The following is a 12,010-nucleotide window of genomic DNA, read 5'->3' on the forward strand; positions in this document are numbered from 1 at the left end:
CAATCAATGAGGTTTCCATGTCCGACATTTCCGATCTGACCGCCCATACGGGCTACTGGATGCGCATGATTTCCAATGCCGTGTCGCAGGACTTTGCGCGTCGGGTGGCGGGCGAGGGCGTGACGGTGGCCGAATGGGTGTTCCTGCGGGCGCTTTACGATGAGCCATCGCTTTCGCCGACGCTGCTGGCGGAGAAGATGGGCATGACCAAGGGTGCGATCAGCAAGCTTGCCGAGCGGCTGATCGAGAAGGGTCTCGTCACCCGGGCCGAGGACGAAAAGGATCGCCGCGCGCATCATCTGGCACTGTCGGCGGAGGGCAGGGCCAAGGTGCCGCAGCTTGCTGCGCATGCCGATGCCAATGACGCCGAGGCCTTCGCGGTTCTCTCGGCTGAGGAACATGCCCAACTCGACCGGCTGCTGAAGGCCTTGGCCGAGCGGCGAGGGCTCTCCTCGATACCGATCGACTGAGCCGAACCCACATCACACCAGAACAGGAGACCCGCCATGGACGCGGACCATATTGCCGTTGCCGAAACATGCCTACACGCCGCCCATGACGGCACATTGAGCTTCCCCGAAATCGTCGGCCGCCTGATCGGCGCTGGCTTCGAGGGCTATACGGTCGATTATCGTGCCGACAGCCAGACCTATTATCTGCCTTCCGGCGAGCATGTGACCCTGCCGATGCCGGCTTCGCCGGGCACGGTCGAGGCCGTCTTCGATGCGGAGGGCGTCGAGCGCATGGTGCGCTGGGCGCAATCGGGTGCTGCCGACTACACCTATGCCGGCTTTTCGGAAGGCGCCAAGAAAGCCGGCTGCGCCGGCTATCTCGTCTCCTTCTCAGGTCGCCGTGTCGTCTATTTCGGACGCACTGCGGAGACGCATGTGGAGCATTTTCCGAGTTAAGCGATTACCCCACCAACCCCGCAACCCAATAGCTCACCGCCGCAATCACGCCGGCGGCGGGCATGGTGACGATCCAGGCGATGACGATATTGCCGGCCAGGCCCCAGCGCACGGCAGAGACGCGGCGGGCCGCGCCGACGCCGACGATGGCGCCGGTGATGGTGTGGGTGGTCGAAACGGGGATGCCGAGCCAGGTGGCGCCGAATAGGGTCAGCGCGCCGCCGGTTTCGGCGCAGAAGCCCTGCATCGGGTTCAGCCGGGTGATCTTCGAGCCCATCGTGTGCACGATGCGCCAGCCGCCGAACAGCGTGCCGAGCGCCATGGCCGACTGGCAGGTCAGCACCACCCAGAGCGGCACATAGAAGGTCGAGCCCAGATGGCCCTGGCTGTAGAGCAGAATGGCGATGATGCCCATCGTCTTTTGCGCGTCATTGCCGCCATGGCCGAGCGAGTAGAGCGAGGCGGAGACGAACTGCATGAAGCGGAACGTCTTGTCCACCGCGAACGGCGTCTGGCGGACGAAGATCCATGAGACGATGAGGATGAGGACCAGCGCCAGCAGGAAGCCGATGGCCGGCGACAGGAAAATGGCGGCAATCGTCTTGTTGAGCCCGCCCCAGACGACGGAATGAAAGCCCGCCTTGGCCCAGCCTGCGCCGACAAGGCCGCCGACCAGTGCATGCGACGAGCTCGACGGGATGCCGAAGACCCAGGTGACGATGTTCCAGACGATGGCGCCCATGAGGGCCGCAAAGATCAGCTGCGGCGTGACGATGCCGGGGTCGATGATGCCGGTGCCGAGCGTGTTGGCGACATGCAGGCCGAAGAACAGGAAGGCGATGAAATTGAAGAAGGCCGCCCAGGCGACCGCATATTGCGGGCGCAGGACGCGGGTGGATACGATCGTGGCAATCGAGTTTGCCGCGTCATGCAGGCCGTTGAGGAAGTCGAAGAACAGCGCCACGGCAATGAGGGCGACGAGCGGCAGGAGGGCGAGCGAGGCGTCCATCAGACATTCTCGATCAGGATGCCGCTGATCTCATTGGCAACGTCTTCGAAGCGGTCGAAGATCTTTTCGAGATTGCCGTAAAGCTCGCTGCCGACCATGTAGGCCATGGCATTGCCGCTGGCGCCGTGGCGGCGATAGAGGTCCTTCAGGCCCTGTTCGTGCAGTTCATCCGAGCGGCCTTCGACGCGGGTCACTTCCTCGGCAATCGCCGAGAGGCGGTGGGCGTTGGCGCCCATCTTGTCGAGAAGCGGAACGGCCTCGGCCAGGAGATGCGCGGCCTTGACGATGCCCTGACCCATTTCCTGCATCAGCGGATCGAAGCTCGTCTGTTCGAAGAGGCGGATGGTCTTCACCGTCTTGTGCATCATGTCGACGGCATCATCCATGGACTGGATGAGATCCTTGATGTCGCCACGATCGAAGGGGGTGATGAAGCTGCGGCGCACGGCGAGCAGCACTTCGCGGGTGATGTCGTCGGCGTCGTTTTCCAATGCGACGATGCGGGCGCAATTGCCCTCGACATCCTCGCCCTTGAGTAGCCGTTCAAGCGCCTCGGCCGCGCCGACAACCGTCTTCGAATTGCGGACGAACATGTCGAAGAACTTGTCTTCCCTCGGCATCAGCTTGCGGAACAAACCCATCATGGTCGCGGCCCTTCCTGTGAGCGTCTTGATGTGAACATCTTGTTGTGGACATGCATTTGTGATCACTGTCACAAAACTGTCATATATTCCCGCAGGCAATTGCTCCAAAAAGCAAATTTTGACAATCTCGGTTCTGATGAAATCTAAGAAAAAAGCTGGAAAGCCACAGGCGAAACCCGCGGGAACAGCGCAATCACTGTTGCAGCAACTGGCAAAGCGCCCGGAGACGCTGTTCAGCGGCGCCTTCCGGCAGCAGACTGCCGCACTCTGTTTTCGCTACAAGGATGGCGGGGCGGAGATCGAGGTGCTGGTCGTCACCTCGCGCGGCAGCCGCAGCTGGATCATCCCTAAGGGCTGGCCGGTGAAGAAAAAGACGCTGGCCGAATCCGCCGCCATCGAGGCCTTCGAGGAGGCGGGCGTGCGCGGCAAGGTGCTGGAGCGGGCGATCGGGCGCTATACCTATCTCAAGGAGATCGACGGCGGCGCGGTCGTGCCCTGCATCGTAGATGTTTTCCAGATCGAGGTGGAGACGATCCATGACCGCTTCAAGGAACTCGGCCAGCGCGTCATTGCCTGGGTGAGCCCGGTGGAGGCGGCGCGGCGCGTGCGCGAGATCGAGCTGAAATCGCTGCTCATCGATTTCCGTCCGCGCGTGGCCGGGCAGGGAGCGGCCTGAGTCTTGCGGGGCGCCGCTCTTGTTGTCTTTCGGTAGTCGGGCTAGCCCTCAACTCTCCGCTATCGGTCAGCCGGCCGCTGCGCGCTCCAGCCCGGCAATGTCGATCTTGTCCATCTTGAGCATGGCCTGGGTGACACGCTGGGCAGCAGCGGGGTCTGGCGACATCATCAACTCGCCGAGCCGCCTGGCGATGATCTGCCAGGAGAGACCCCAGCGATCGCGAAGCCAGCCGCAGCGCTCATAGGCCCCGCCTTCTCCAAGCTTTTCCCAAAGATGGTCGATCTGGGCCTGGTCGTCGCAGGAGACGATGATGGAAAAGGCATGGTTGAAACTGTCGAGCGGGCCGGCTTCGATGGCCATATAGCGCTGGTCGCCAAGCTGGAAGCCCGCCATCTGCACGCTGCCGGCGGGACCTGACGGCGTGTCGCCGGGGATGGGCGTGATCCAGTCAATGCGGGATCCGGGAATGAGATCCACATAGGTCGCCAGCGCCTCGCGCATGCCTTTTTCGAACCAGAGATGCTGGGTGACGGTGGCCATGGTTTCTCTCCTCCGGATTTTATGTTGATATAAACATAATTGAGAGGTCTGTCCATCGCCTAGGGAAGGGGTGGCGTTCCTTTTCGCCGGCGTTCGTGATATCCATATGTATATCCGACAGGAGCGAGCCATGCCGAAGGTCGTCATTTCCAAATGGGGCAACAGTTCCGCCATTCGTCTTCCCAAGGCGATGATGGAGGATCTTGGCCTGAAGAACGGCAGCGTGGTCCGGCTTGAAAAGCGGGACGGGGTGATTTCGCTAGTACCGGAGACGCGGCGTGTGCCGACGCTTCGGGAAATGGTGGAAGAGATGGAGCGGCTTGGCTTCGAAAACGAGCCGGATACAGTCGACTGGGGTCCTGATGTCGGCTCCGAGCGCTTCTACGATCATGACTGAGCGCTTGTCGTTGAATGCGGGGGACATTGTCCTCGTGGAATTCGATCCCGCGTTGGGCACAGAGCAGGCCGGCATTCGCCCGGCGATCATCATTTCCTCCGATCTGATGCACGGCAGATCCAAGCGTGTGATCGTTTGTCCTATCACGAGAAACAATGCGCACTGGCCGACGAAGATTGCCCTGCCAGACAGTCTGAAGACCAAGGGCATGATCCTGACCGATCAGGTGCGCGCCATCGACGAGCGCGAGCGGGTGCTCCGCGTGATTGAGCGGGCGGACAAGGAACTGCTTTGGCTGGTTCGCCGTTATGTCGCGCAATTGATCGGTTTTGGGGAAGACGCCTGATCTCCTTCGCCTTGATGCACCCAATCTTGTCACCATCACAATGAAGACATTGTCACCCGGTGCAATTTAGGTCAGCATTACTGACATAAATTCGGAGGGGTTATGTCTTACCAGGCTTTTCTTGCATTGCTCGTCTTTGCTTTCTCGTCCTCGATCACGCCGGGGCCGAACAATATGATGTTGCTGACATCGGGCGTGAATTTCGGGTTTCGGCGGACGATCCCGCATATTTTCGGCATCGAGGTGGGTTTTGCGCTGCTGATCCTGGCGGTGGGGCTGGGGCTTGGGGCGCTGTTTTCGGCGGAGCCGCGGCTTTATCTCGTGCTGAAGGTTCTGGGTGGCGGGTATCTGTTGTGGATTGCCTGGCATATTGCGACGACGCGCAGCCTTGCGGAAACCAAGGGCGACGAAGAGGCGCGGCCGTTGACGCTGATGCAGGCGGCGCTGTTTCAGGCGGTCAATCCCAAGGCCTGGGTCATGGCCGGCGGGGCGGTCGCGGCCTATCAGACGCCTGACGCATACATTCGCGATTCATTTCTCATTGTCTTCGCCTTCATGGCGGTCGGTATCTTCTGCACGGCCGCCTGGGCGGGCTTCGGCACGGGGCTGAAAGGCTGGCTTGCCGATCCGCGCCGTCTCAGGGTGTTCAACATCACCATGGCAGTGCTTCTGGTGCTCAGCCTCTGGCCGATGCTGAAGTGAGCATCAGGCGGGCTGGAGCTGCCGGTAGCACTGGTCCGCTATTGTCCGCAGCGCCTCGCGGCTGACCTCGCCGCTGACGGCATAGGCGAGCCCGTTGTCCATCCAGTAGAGCGTTTCTACTGCGCCGCTGGAGGCGAACTGGAAGGCGGTTTCGGTCTTCTTCTGAGTCCGGCCGAGAAGCAGCGTCAGGCGCTTGCCGCTCTGGTCCTCATACATCAGCAGCGCGCCGGCAACGCCGTCGACCGGGACGAGACGTCCGCCGACCAGCGTGTAGCCGGCCGAGGCAAGGTCCGGCGCCACGATCTTTTCGCCGAGCCGCTTGCCGAGCCAGGCGACGAGGTGATCCTTCTCACCCGCCCAGACTTCCACCGGGTGGCGGACTTCGCGGGCATAGATCGCGTAGGCGTCGCTTGCCTGTTCGAAGATCGGCGTGGCGGTGGCCGGGCTGCCGAGCAGGGACGGGAGCGCGAGGCCGGTCGCGGTGCCGAGTGCGAAGAGGGCGATTGCCGCGGCGGCGCGCATCGGCAGGCGGTCTAGGAGGCGCTTCGGTTGAGGCGCGGCAACGCGCGCGGCGTCACCGGGCCGCGTCGTGGCATAGGGGGCGAACATGTCCCGGATCGCGTTGTTCTGGCTCCGCCATGCGGCGACGCGGGCGGCGTCTTCCGGGTTTGCGGCCAGCCAGACCTCGATGCGCGCCTGTTCGTCGGCTGCCATTTGGCCGTCGGCATAGGCGTGGAGGTCATTTTCGGTCACGGGGTTCAGAGCATCGCTCATTCGCTTCTCCTGAGCGGTATGACATTATCGGCTTCGAGATAGCGCGCGATCTGCGCACGGGCGCGGGCAAGGCGCGACATCACGGTGCCTTCGGGAATCTGCAACAGCGTGGCGACCTCGCGATAGCTCATGCTTTCGATGACCACCAGCATCAGCACGGCGCGGAAATCCGGGGCGAGACTGTCGATGGCCGCAGTGAGCCTGCGCCGTTCCAGCGGATCGCCGGCCGGGGAAAGGGTCGACGGCACGTCGTGGGCCTCGTCCAGCGGGGCCGTCCGGCGGCGCGCGGTGCGGACCGTGTCATTGCGGTAGAGATTGGTCATGATGGAGAAGGCCCAGGCCTTGAGGCTGCTGCCTGACCATTGGCCGCGTTTGACCAGCGCCCGCTCGAGACTGTCCTGCAACAGGTCTTCGCCATCGGCATCCGAGCGGGTGAGCGAGCGCGCATAGCGGCGAAGCGACGGCATGAGGTCAAGCATGCCGCGCTCGAAGCTTGGGGGACCGGCATCGCCGGAACCCCCGTTATTCTGCCGATCAGGGCTTTGCGACATCCCAGATACCCTTGAAACCATCGCCCGTCGTGTCGCCCTTCTTCTGGTCCTTCACCCAGAAATAGAGCGGCATGCCGTCCTTGGCCCATTGCTTGGCGCCATCCTTGCGGTCAACGAGAGAAAAGGCGCCTTCCGCCTTCGCGCCTGCGGCTGCGATATAGGGCGGCCAGTTCTGCGCGCAGGCTTCGTAGCAGTTGGAAACGCCCTTCTTGTCGTTCTTGAAGGTGTAAAGCGTCATGCCGTTCTCACCCGCCAGCACATTGCCCTTGTCCGTCTTCACGGTGGTGGTCGGCTGAGCATAGGCGATGGAGGCGCCGGCGGCAAAGAGCAGCGTCAGGATAAGTCTCGTTTTCATGATGATCTCCCAGGGTTCAGGTCTTCGCAGCGGGGTCTCGTGGCTGCGGACGGGAGTGAGACAATCGGCGGGCGGGTTTTATTCCCGCCTCCTGCAAAAAAATCGGCGGTCAGAAAAGCCGGCCGAGATCGGGCTTGGTCAGCATGAGCCAGATGATGGCGAGAACGGCTGCAAAGGCGGGAAAGCCGCAGGCAAACCAGATGCGATAGAGCCTGTGATAAAGGGCGGGCAGGGGCGCGTTTTCCGCTGCCGCTTTGCGGGCGAGATCCCGCAGCTGCATCTGGATGCGGACGACCGGCAGCCAGAAGAGCCCGGCGAGGCCATAAAGCAGCAGCGAACAGAAGATCCAGCCTTCGCCGAGCGGCCAGCCGGTGCGCAGCGCCAGCGCGACGCCGGTGATCGGCTGCAGGATGACGGCGGTGGCGGTGAAGAGGAAATCGGCAAGAACCACGGTCGAGGCGACATGGGCGATCAGTGCCGCATTGCGCGTGCCGTTGGCGATGACCATGAAGAAGGCAATGCCGGCCCCGGTGCCGAGCAATACGGTTGCGCCGATGACATGCAGGAAGAGGAGGATTGAATCGAGTTCGATATCCATCAGCGTTCATCCAGAATGGCGAGTGCCACCAGTGTCAGCACCAGCGATGGCACGGTCTTGACCATGGGGCCGAGCGGGTCGAGCCAGAGGGCGGGCTCCAGGAGGAGAGAACCGGCCAGATAGCCGAGTGTGACGAGGATCATGCCCCAGAGCGCCAGACGCGTTCGCGGTCGGTACAGCACGGCAAGGCCGAGCACGGTGTCGATGAGGCAGGTGGCGACGGTCAGGCCCAGCGCTGCCGTTTGGCCCATATAGGCCTCGAAATGGCCAGCGGCGCGTGACGGGTCGAGAAGCGGGATCAGGCCCGAGGCGAGCCAGAAGGCCGAAAGGCAGAAGAGGATCAGCGGCTTCAGCAGATAGAGCCGTGCGAACCAGAGGTCCTGCGCGCCTGCCGGAATGCGGGCGATGAAGGTGGAGGCCGCTTCGAGTGGGAAGGGTGGCGCAGCACCTTTATCATCCGCGCTGACGCCGTGGCGCATGACGGCCATGGCGGTGGAGCGTAAGGGCGAGCGCCAGCCGAGCCAGCCGAGGGCGTCGGCGATGCCGGAAACGGGCGCTGCGGCAAAGGCCGGGAGGCTGACGGTCGGGGCAGGCGGCAGGCCGAGCCAGGCGCGATGGTCGCGCACGAGGCTCGCCAGCGTTCCGGTTTGCCCTGCAAGCGTCAGGTCGGAGCCCGTGGCGATCTCTCCCTTGATGCATAGGGAAACGGCCTTGGCGACATCATCCAGGGTGACGGTTGCGACCGGACTAGCTGTGTGGACTAAGGGCAGGATCGCCGGTGCTGCCGCCAGCGCGCGGAGCAGCGCCGTGCCGCCGAAGGCATTGCGGCCGATGACCAGCACGGGGCGCAGGATGACATGGGGCAGGCCGCTTTCCGCCAATGCCTCGTCAGCGGCGCGCTTGGTCGCGAGAAATTCGGTCTCGCCGGCGGGGCCGGACGTGTCGGCGGAAATCTGGATGAGCAGCTTGAGGCCGGCTGACCCGGCGGCATCATGGAGCGCAAGCTGCGCGCGTGTCTGCACATCCTTCAGGTGGTCGCTCAAACCATCCTGGAGTGCGCCGGCGCAATTGACGACAATTTCCTGATGTTCGAGCAGGCCTTTCCAGCTTTCAGCGGTGAGGAGATTGCTGAGATCGGCACGGACCCAGGCGATCTGCGGCATACGCGCAGCAAGGCGTGCGGTATCGCGGCCGAGACCGGTCACGGTATGGCCTTCGGCGGCGAGCTTTGCAGCGATATGCGATCCGATGAAGCCGGTCGCGCCCAGAATCAGGATGTTCATGGTGCAACCCTATGTCGGTGCGGGTTGCAAACCAAGCGTGGCGGATGATCGCGTCTGATCCTCGCCCTGTGTGGCGCGGTTGCGGCCACGTTTTGTTCTTGCCTTTCCCATACGAATCCTGCCATGCCGGGGCCCATGGAACTTGCACCACAACAGGATGAGGCCCTGAAGGCCGTTTCGCGCTGGCTGAAAGAGGGCCGGTCGCCGCTTTTCCGGCTGTTCGGCTATGCCGGGACGGGCAAGACGACGCTGGCGCGGTATTTTGCCGAGCATGTTGACGGCGATGTGCTGTTTGCCGCCTTCACCGGCAAGGCCGCGCAGGTGTTGCGCTCCAAGGGCGCGACGAATGCCAAGACCATCCACTCGCTGATCTATCGCCCGCGCGGCGAAGAGGCCGTGGAGGACGAGGAGACCGGCAAGACTTCGATTGCGCCGATGTTTGCCATCAACCGGCAGAGCCCGGTGGCGAAGGCCGCGCTGATCATTGTTGACGAATGCTCGATGGTGGATGAGGCGCTGGGGCGCGACCTGATGAGCTTCGGCACGCCAATCCTCGTGCTGGGCGATCCCGGCCAGCTGCCGCCGGTGACGGGTGGCGGCTATTTCACCGATGCCGAGCCGGATTTTCTGCTGACCGACATTCACCGTCAGGCGCGGGACAACCCTATCATCGAACTTGCCATGCATGTGCGCGAGGGCAAGGAGATCATGCAGGGTGATTGGGGAACGGCCCAGGTCATTTCGCGCAACGAGGTGACGCAGGATCTCGTGCTCGAGGCCGATCAGGTTCTCGTCGGCACCAACAAGACGCGGCGGCGCTATAACCAGCGGCTGCGCGAGCTGAAGGGGTTCACGGCGGATTATCCGCAGGCGGGCGACAAGCTGGTCTGCTTGCGCAACGACCCCGCCAAGGGGCTGCTCAACGGTTCGCTCTGGCAGGTCATGAGCTCGTCGCGCGAGACGGTGAAGCCGGGGATCAATCTTCTGGTCAAGCCGGAAGACGACGACATGGATCGCGGCGCGGCCAAGATCAAGCTGCTCAAGGCGGCGTTCGAGGATATCGACACGGAAATTCCGTGGCAGACGCGCAAGCGTTATGACGAGTTCGACTATGGCTATGCGCTGACCGTGCACAAGTCGCAGGGTTCGCAGTGGAACAATGTCGTGCTGTTCGACGAGAGCTGGGCGTTTCGCGACACGCGGGAGCGCTGGCTTTACACCGCGATCACGCGGGCGGCCGAGCGGCTGACGATCGTCCGGTGATTACTTGATGATGCCGAGCAGAACGGCCTTGGCGACCGCCTGAAAGCGGTTGTTGGCGCCGAACTTGCGGATGATGGCGTTTTCCAGTTCGGCGATCTCGGCAAGGTTGAGACCCAGCGCCCGCGACAGCCGGGCAGGGGCATAGCCTTCCGACATCAGCGCCAGGCAGTGCAACTCGCGCGGCTCGAAGTCCGAGGCCTCGAAATTGTCGTTCGCATTGTCGGGAATGCCGGCCGCCTGTTCGATGAGATCATTGATGCGATGCATTTGGCGCAGCATGGTCGATTGCTCGGCCATCAGCTCGCGACGGCGCGTCTCAAGGGCCTGCAGGAAGAGATTGTCGGCGTCTTCCTGGCTGTGGGCGCGGTCAAGTGCTTCCATCAATTCCTGGATGACGGCGACCGGCATGCCGATTTCGCGGCAGGCGTTGATGATGGCCATGCGCACGGCCTGCTTGCGGTCATAGACGCGCATCAGGCCGGAGCGGCCGGCGGCAATCAGGTTCTTTTCCTCGTAGAAATGCAGCGTGCGGTGGGTGACACCGAAAGCATTGGCCATTTCGGCAATGCCGATGCCGTGGGCTGGAAGGCTGGGCGGCAGATCGATATCGGGTAAAAAACCAATCCGATCAACGGCTTTGGCAACGCCTTTGCTCGGGGCAACAGGGCTCCGCAAGCTCTCTTTACTTCCGTCTGACATGAATGTTCCCGCTTTCAGTCAGTCGTTGCCCGAGACCGGCAAATGTTTCGAATATCGAACTATTCGGTATGGCTTCGCCATATTTTCTTCCAAATATATTTCCATAATCGTCACATCGCCGTCTCAAGCGACATCAGGTCCCGCCATCTCGCAGTTTGAGAATATACGTACGCACCTTCTGCGCAATGCGGCTGAGGCCAGATGAGGGGCAATCCGGCCTGCATTTCACGTAATAACTGGAAACCGTGTAAATCGCGCCAAAACAGCAAAATGGCCATTTGGCAGCATGGATGCATAAATTCGCGAGATGGTTGATCACCCGATTGCGACTGGCGCGGAAAAACGCTGTCCACTATGGTCGCAGTCCGTAATCTCGACCTGCCTCAATGGATTTCATGCTCATGACTGCCAAGCTTTCGGTGAACCTCAATGCCATTGCCATGCTGCGCAACCGGCGCGACCTGCCATGGCCGAGCGTGACGGGGATCGGCCGCATTGCTCTGGAAGCCGGCGCACATGGATTGACCGTGCATCCGCGCCCCGACCAGCGGCATATCCGTTTTACCGACGTGCCGGAGCTCCGCGCGCTGATTGACGACGAGTTTCCGCAGGCCGAGTTCAACATCGAAGGCTATCCGACCGATGACTTTCTGGAACTGGTCGAAAAGCATCAGCCGGAACAGGTGACGCTGGTGCCGGACGATCCGAGCCAGGCGACCTCCGACCACGGCTGGGACTTCCGCGCCAACCGCGCGCGGCTGACGACGGTATGCCGGCGGCTGAAGGCGGGGGGCTTCCGCATTTCGCTGTTTGCCGATGGTGATCCGGACCGCGAAGCGCTTGAGATCGCCCGCGAGGTCGGTGCCGACCGGATCGAGCTTTACACCGGACCTTACGGTGGTTGCTTCGATGATCCAGCCAAAGCGGAGAAGATTGCCGCCGAACTCGGCCAAACGGCAGCGATCGCCGCCGAACTCGGCCTTGGCGTCAACGCCGGTCACGACCTGACGGTGGAAAACCTGCCGCTTCTGGCAAGCCATCTCCCCATGCTGGCGGAAGTCTCCATAGGCCATGGCCTGACGGCGGATGCGCTGGTCCATGGCATGGCCGAGACGGTGCGGCGCTATCGCCGTGCCTGCGGCGAGAAGGTCTGAGGGATCAGGCGAACCGGCCTGACGCGCCGCCGGTCTGACGTCCACTCCTATATCACGACATGACAAAGCCGCCGAAGTTGCCTTCGGCGGCTTCTTTCATTTCGTATTCAG

General features: G+C 62.5%; 17 protein-coding genes. 8 read left to right on the top strand and 9 right to left on the bottom strand.

What is annotated here, in order from left to right; translation table 11 throughout:
• Positions 1–17 precede the first annotated feature (17 nt).
• Together LQK84_RS09470 and LQK84_RS09475 are read left to right on the top strand one after the other, a co-directional pair.
• Complete coding sequence (locus tag LQK84_RS09470) at positions 18–470, top strand: MarR family winged helix-turn-helix transcriptional regulator (protein WP_230828453.1); 453 nt, start codon at positions 18–20, stop codon at positions 468–470.
• Positions 471–506: 36 nt separating this feature from the next.
• Complete coding sequence (locus tag LQK84_RS09475; protein WP_230828454.1) at positions 507–908, top strand: DUF1398 domain-containing protein; 402 nt, start codon at positions 507–509, stop codon at positions 906–908.
• Positions 909–912: 4 nt separating this feature from the next.
• Here LQK84_RS09475 and LQK84_RS09480 read toward each other — a convergent pair whose 3' ends face one another.
• Positions 913–1,917 carry an inorganic phosphate transporter gene (locus LQK84_RS09480; RefSeq protein ID WP_230828455.1) on the bottom strand — a complete coding sequence of 335 codons (1,005 nt, stop codon included), beginning with the start codon at positions 1,915–1,917 and terminating at the stop codon, positions 913–915.
• Positions 1,917–2,561, bottom strand: coding sequence for a DUF47 domain-containing protein (locus LQK84_RS09485; RefSeq protein ID WP_230828456.1), 645 nt, complete (start codon positions 2,559–2,561; stop codon positions 1,917–1,919). Before LQK84_RS09485 ends, LQK84_RS09480 begins: the two co-directional genes overlap by 1 nt.
• Before the next feature lie 136 nt (positions 2,562–2,697).
• Between LQK84_RS09485 and LQK84_RS09490 the strand changes: the two genes are divergently transcribed.
• A complete protein-coding gene (locus LQK84_RS09490) occupies positions 2,698–3,237 on the top strand; it encodes an NUDIX hydrolase (RefSeq protein ID WP_230828633.1) in 540 nt (179 codons plus the stop codon).
• 66 nt (positions 3,238–3,303) lie between these two features.
• On the opposite strand, the gene LQK84_RS09495 is transcribed toward LQK84_RS09490, so the two are convergent.
• Positions 3,304–3,777, bottom strand: a complete 474-nt coding sequence (locus tag LQK84_RS09495; RefSeq protein ID WP_230828457.1) for a VOC family protein — start codon at positions 3,775–3,777, stop codon at positions 3,304–3,306.
• Positions 3,778–3,907: 130 nt separating this feature from the next.
• Here LQK84_RS09495 and LQK84_RS09500 point away from each other — a divergent pair, with 130 nt between their 5' ends.
• The 3 genes from LQK84_RS09500 (at position 3,908) to LQK84_RS09510 (ending at position 5,222) form a co-directional block, all read left to right on the top strand.
• On the top strand, positions 3,908–4,174 hold the full coding sequence (locus tag LQK84_RS09500) for an AbrB/MazE/SpoVT family DNA-binding domain-containing protein (protein WP_230828458.1): 267 nt from the start codon (positions 3,908–3,910) through the stop codon (positions 4,172–4,174).
• Complete coding sequence (locus LQK84_RS09505; protein WP_269071935.1) at positions 4,167–4,520, top strand: type II toxin-antitoxin system PemK/MazF family toxin; 354 nt, start codon at positions 4,167–4,169, stop codon at positions 4,518–4,520. The genes LQK84_RS09500 and LQK84_RS09505 overlap by 8 nt, the downstream gene beginning before the upstream one ends.
• Positions 4,521–4,622: 102 nt before the next feature.
• The gene (locus LQK84_RS09510) at positions 4,623–5,222 is read left to right on the top strand and encodes a LysE family translocator (protein WP_230828460.1); all 600 of its coding nucleotides are present in this window, start codon (positions 4,623–4,625) and stop codon (positions 5,220–5,222) included.
• 3 nt (positions 5,223–5,225) lie between these two features.
• Here the strand turns inward: LQK84_RS09510 and LQK84_RS09515 are convergent, their stop codons facing one another.
• From LQK84_RS09515 to LQK84_RS09535, 5 genes are all read right to left on the bottom strand, one after another.
• Positions 5,226–5,996 (bottom strand): anti-sigma factor family protein, encoded by a 771-nt coding sequence (locus LQK84_RS09515; protein ID WP_230828461.1) that lies wholly within the window; start codon positions 5,994–5,996, stop codon positions 5,226–5,228.
• Entirely contained in the window at positions 5,993–6,547 is a 555-nt protein-coding gene (locus tag LQK84_RS09520; RefSeq protein ID WP_230828462.1) for an RNA polymerase sigma factor, read from the bottom strand. Before LQK84_RS09520 ends, LQK84_RS09515 begins: the two co-directional genes overlap by 4 nt.
• Positions 6,531–6,902 carry a COG4315 family predicted lipoprotein gene (locus tag LQK84_RS09525; protein ID WP_230828463.1) on the bottom strand — a complete coding sequence of 124 codons (372 nt, stop codon included), beginning with the start codon at positions 6,900–6,902 and terminating at the stop codon, positions 6,531–6,533. Before LQK84_RS09525 ends, LQK84_RS09520 begins: the two co-directional genes overlap by 17 nt.
• A 109-nt stretch (positions 6,903–7,011) precedes the next feature.
• Positions 7,012–7,500 carry a DUF2269 family protein gene (locus tag LQK84_RS09530; protein WP_230828464.1) on the bottom strand — a complete coding sequence of 163 codons (489 nt, stop codon included), beginning with the start codon at positions 7,498–7,500 and terminating at the stop codon, positions 7,012–7,014.
• Entirely contained in the window at positions 7,500–8,783 is a 1,284-nt protein-coding gene (locus LQK84_RS09535; RefSeq protein ID WP_230828465.1) for an SDR family oxidoreductase, read from the bottom strand. The genes LQK84_RS09530 and LQK84_RS09535 overlap by 1 nt, the downstream gene beginning before the upstream one ends.
• Positions 8,784–8,918: 135 nt before the next feature.
• Here LQK84_RS09535 and LQK84_RS09540 point away from each other — a divergent pair, with 135 nt between their 5' ends.
• Positions 8,919–10,046 carry an ATP-dependent DNA helicase gene (locus LQK84_RS09540; protein ID WP_230828634.1) on the top strand — a complete coding sequence of 376 codons (1,128 nt, stop codon included), beginning with the start codon at positions 8,919–8,921 and terminating at the stop codon, positions 10,044–10,046.
• Here LQK84_RS09540 and LQK84_RS09545 read toward each other — a convergent pair whose 3' ends face one another.
• Positions 10,047–10,745: a MerR family transcriptional regulator gene (locus LQK84_RS09545; protein ID WP_442966937.1), complete on the bottom strand. Its 699-nt coding sequence runs from the start codon at positions 10,743–10,745 to the stop codon at positions 10,047–10,049.
• A gap of 401 nt (positions 10,746–11,146) precedes the next feature.
• Between LQK84_RS09545 and LQK84_RS09550 the strand changes: the two genes are divergently transcribed.
• Positions 11,147–11,899, top strand: coding sequence for a pyridoxine 5'-phosphate synthase (locus tag LQK84_RS09550; RefSeq protein WP_230828467.1), 753 nt, complete (start codon positions 11,147–11,149; stop codon positions 11,897–11,899).
• The last annotated feature ends 111 nt before the right edge of the window (positions 11,900–12,010 follow it).

The sequence above is a fragment of the Rhizobium sp. C4 genome, assembly GCF_021026315.1.
Taxonomy (GTDB): Bacteria; Pseudomonadota; Alphaproteobacteria; order Rhizobiales; family Rhizobiaceae; genus Ensifer_A.

Bases quoted from the DNA above. Each gene is read 5' to 3' on its own strand.
- LQK84_RS09530 (WP_230828464.1), bottom strand. From the start codon at position 7,500: ATGGATATCGAACTCGATTCAATCCTCCTCTTCCTGCATGTCATCGGC.
- LQK84_RS09545 (WP_442966937.1), bottom strand. From the start codon at position 10,745: ATGTCAGACGGAAGTAAAGAGAGCTTGCGGAGCCCTGTTGCCCCGAGC.
- LQK84_RS09515 (WP_230828461.1), bottom strand. From the start codon at position 5,996: ATGAGCGATGCTCTGAACCCCGTGACCGAAAATGACCTCCACGCCTAT.
- LQK84_RS09540 (WP_230828634.1), top strand. From the start codon at position 8,919: ATGGAACTTGCACCACAACAGGATGAGGCCCTGAAGGCCGTTTCGCGC.
- LQK84_RS09520 (WP_230828462.1), bottom strand. From the start codon at position 6,547: ATGTCGCAAAGCCCTGATCGGCAGAATAACGGGGGTTCCGGCGATGCC.
- LQK84_RS09470 (WP_230828453.1), top strand. From the start codon at position 18: ATGTCCGACATTTCCGATCTGACCGCCCATACGGGCTACTGGATGCGC.
- LQK84_RS09490 (WP_230828633.1), top strand. From the start codon at position 2,698: ATGAAATCTAAGAAAAAAGCTGGAAAGCCACAGGCGAAACCCGCGGGA.
- LQK84_RS09535 (WP_230828465.1), bottom strand. From the start codon at position 8,783: ATGAACATCCTGATTCTGGGCGCGACCGGCTTCATCGGATCGCATATC.
- LQK84_RS09485 (WP_230828456.1), bottom strand. From the start codon at position 2,561: ATGATGGGTTTGTTCCGCAAGCTGATGCCGAGGGAAGACAAGTTCTTC.
- LQK84_RS09510 (WP_230828460.1), top strand. From the start codon at position 4,623: ATGTCTTACCAGGCTTTTCTTGCATTGCTCGTCTTTGCTTTCTCGTCC.
- LQK84_RS09550 (WP_230828467.1), top strand. From the start codon at position 11,147: ATGACTGCCAAGCTTTCGGTGAACCTCAATGCCATTGCCATGCTGCGC.
- LQK84_RS09525 (WP_230828463.1), bottom strand. From the start codon at position 6,902: ATGAAAACGAGACTTATCCTGACGCTGCTCTTTGCCGCCGGCGCCTCC.
- LQK84_RS09505 (WP_269071935.1), top strand. From the start codon at position 4,167: ATGACTGAGCGCTTGTCGTTGAATGCGGGGGACATTGTCCTCGTGGAA.
- LQK84_RS09495 (WP_230828457.1), bottom strand. From the start codon at position 3,777: ATGGCCACCGTCACCCAGCATCTCTGGTTCGAAAAAGGCATGCGCGAG.
- LQK84_RS09480 (WP_230828455.1), bottom strand. From the start codon at position 1,917: ATGGACGCCTCGCTCGCCCTCCTGCCGCTCGTCGCCCTCATTGCCGTG.
- LQK84_RS09475 (WP_230828454.1), top strand. From the start codon at position 507: ATGGACGCGGACCATATTGCCGTTGCCGAAACATGCCTACACGCCGCC.
- LQK84_RS09500 (WP_230828458.1), top strand. From the start codon at position 3,908: ATGCCGAAGGTCGTCATTTCCAAATGGGGCAACAGTTCCGCCATTCGT.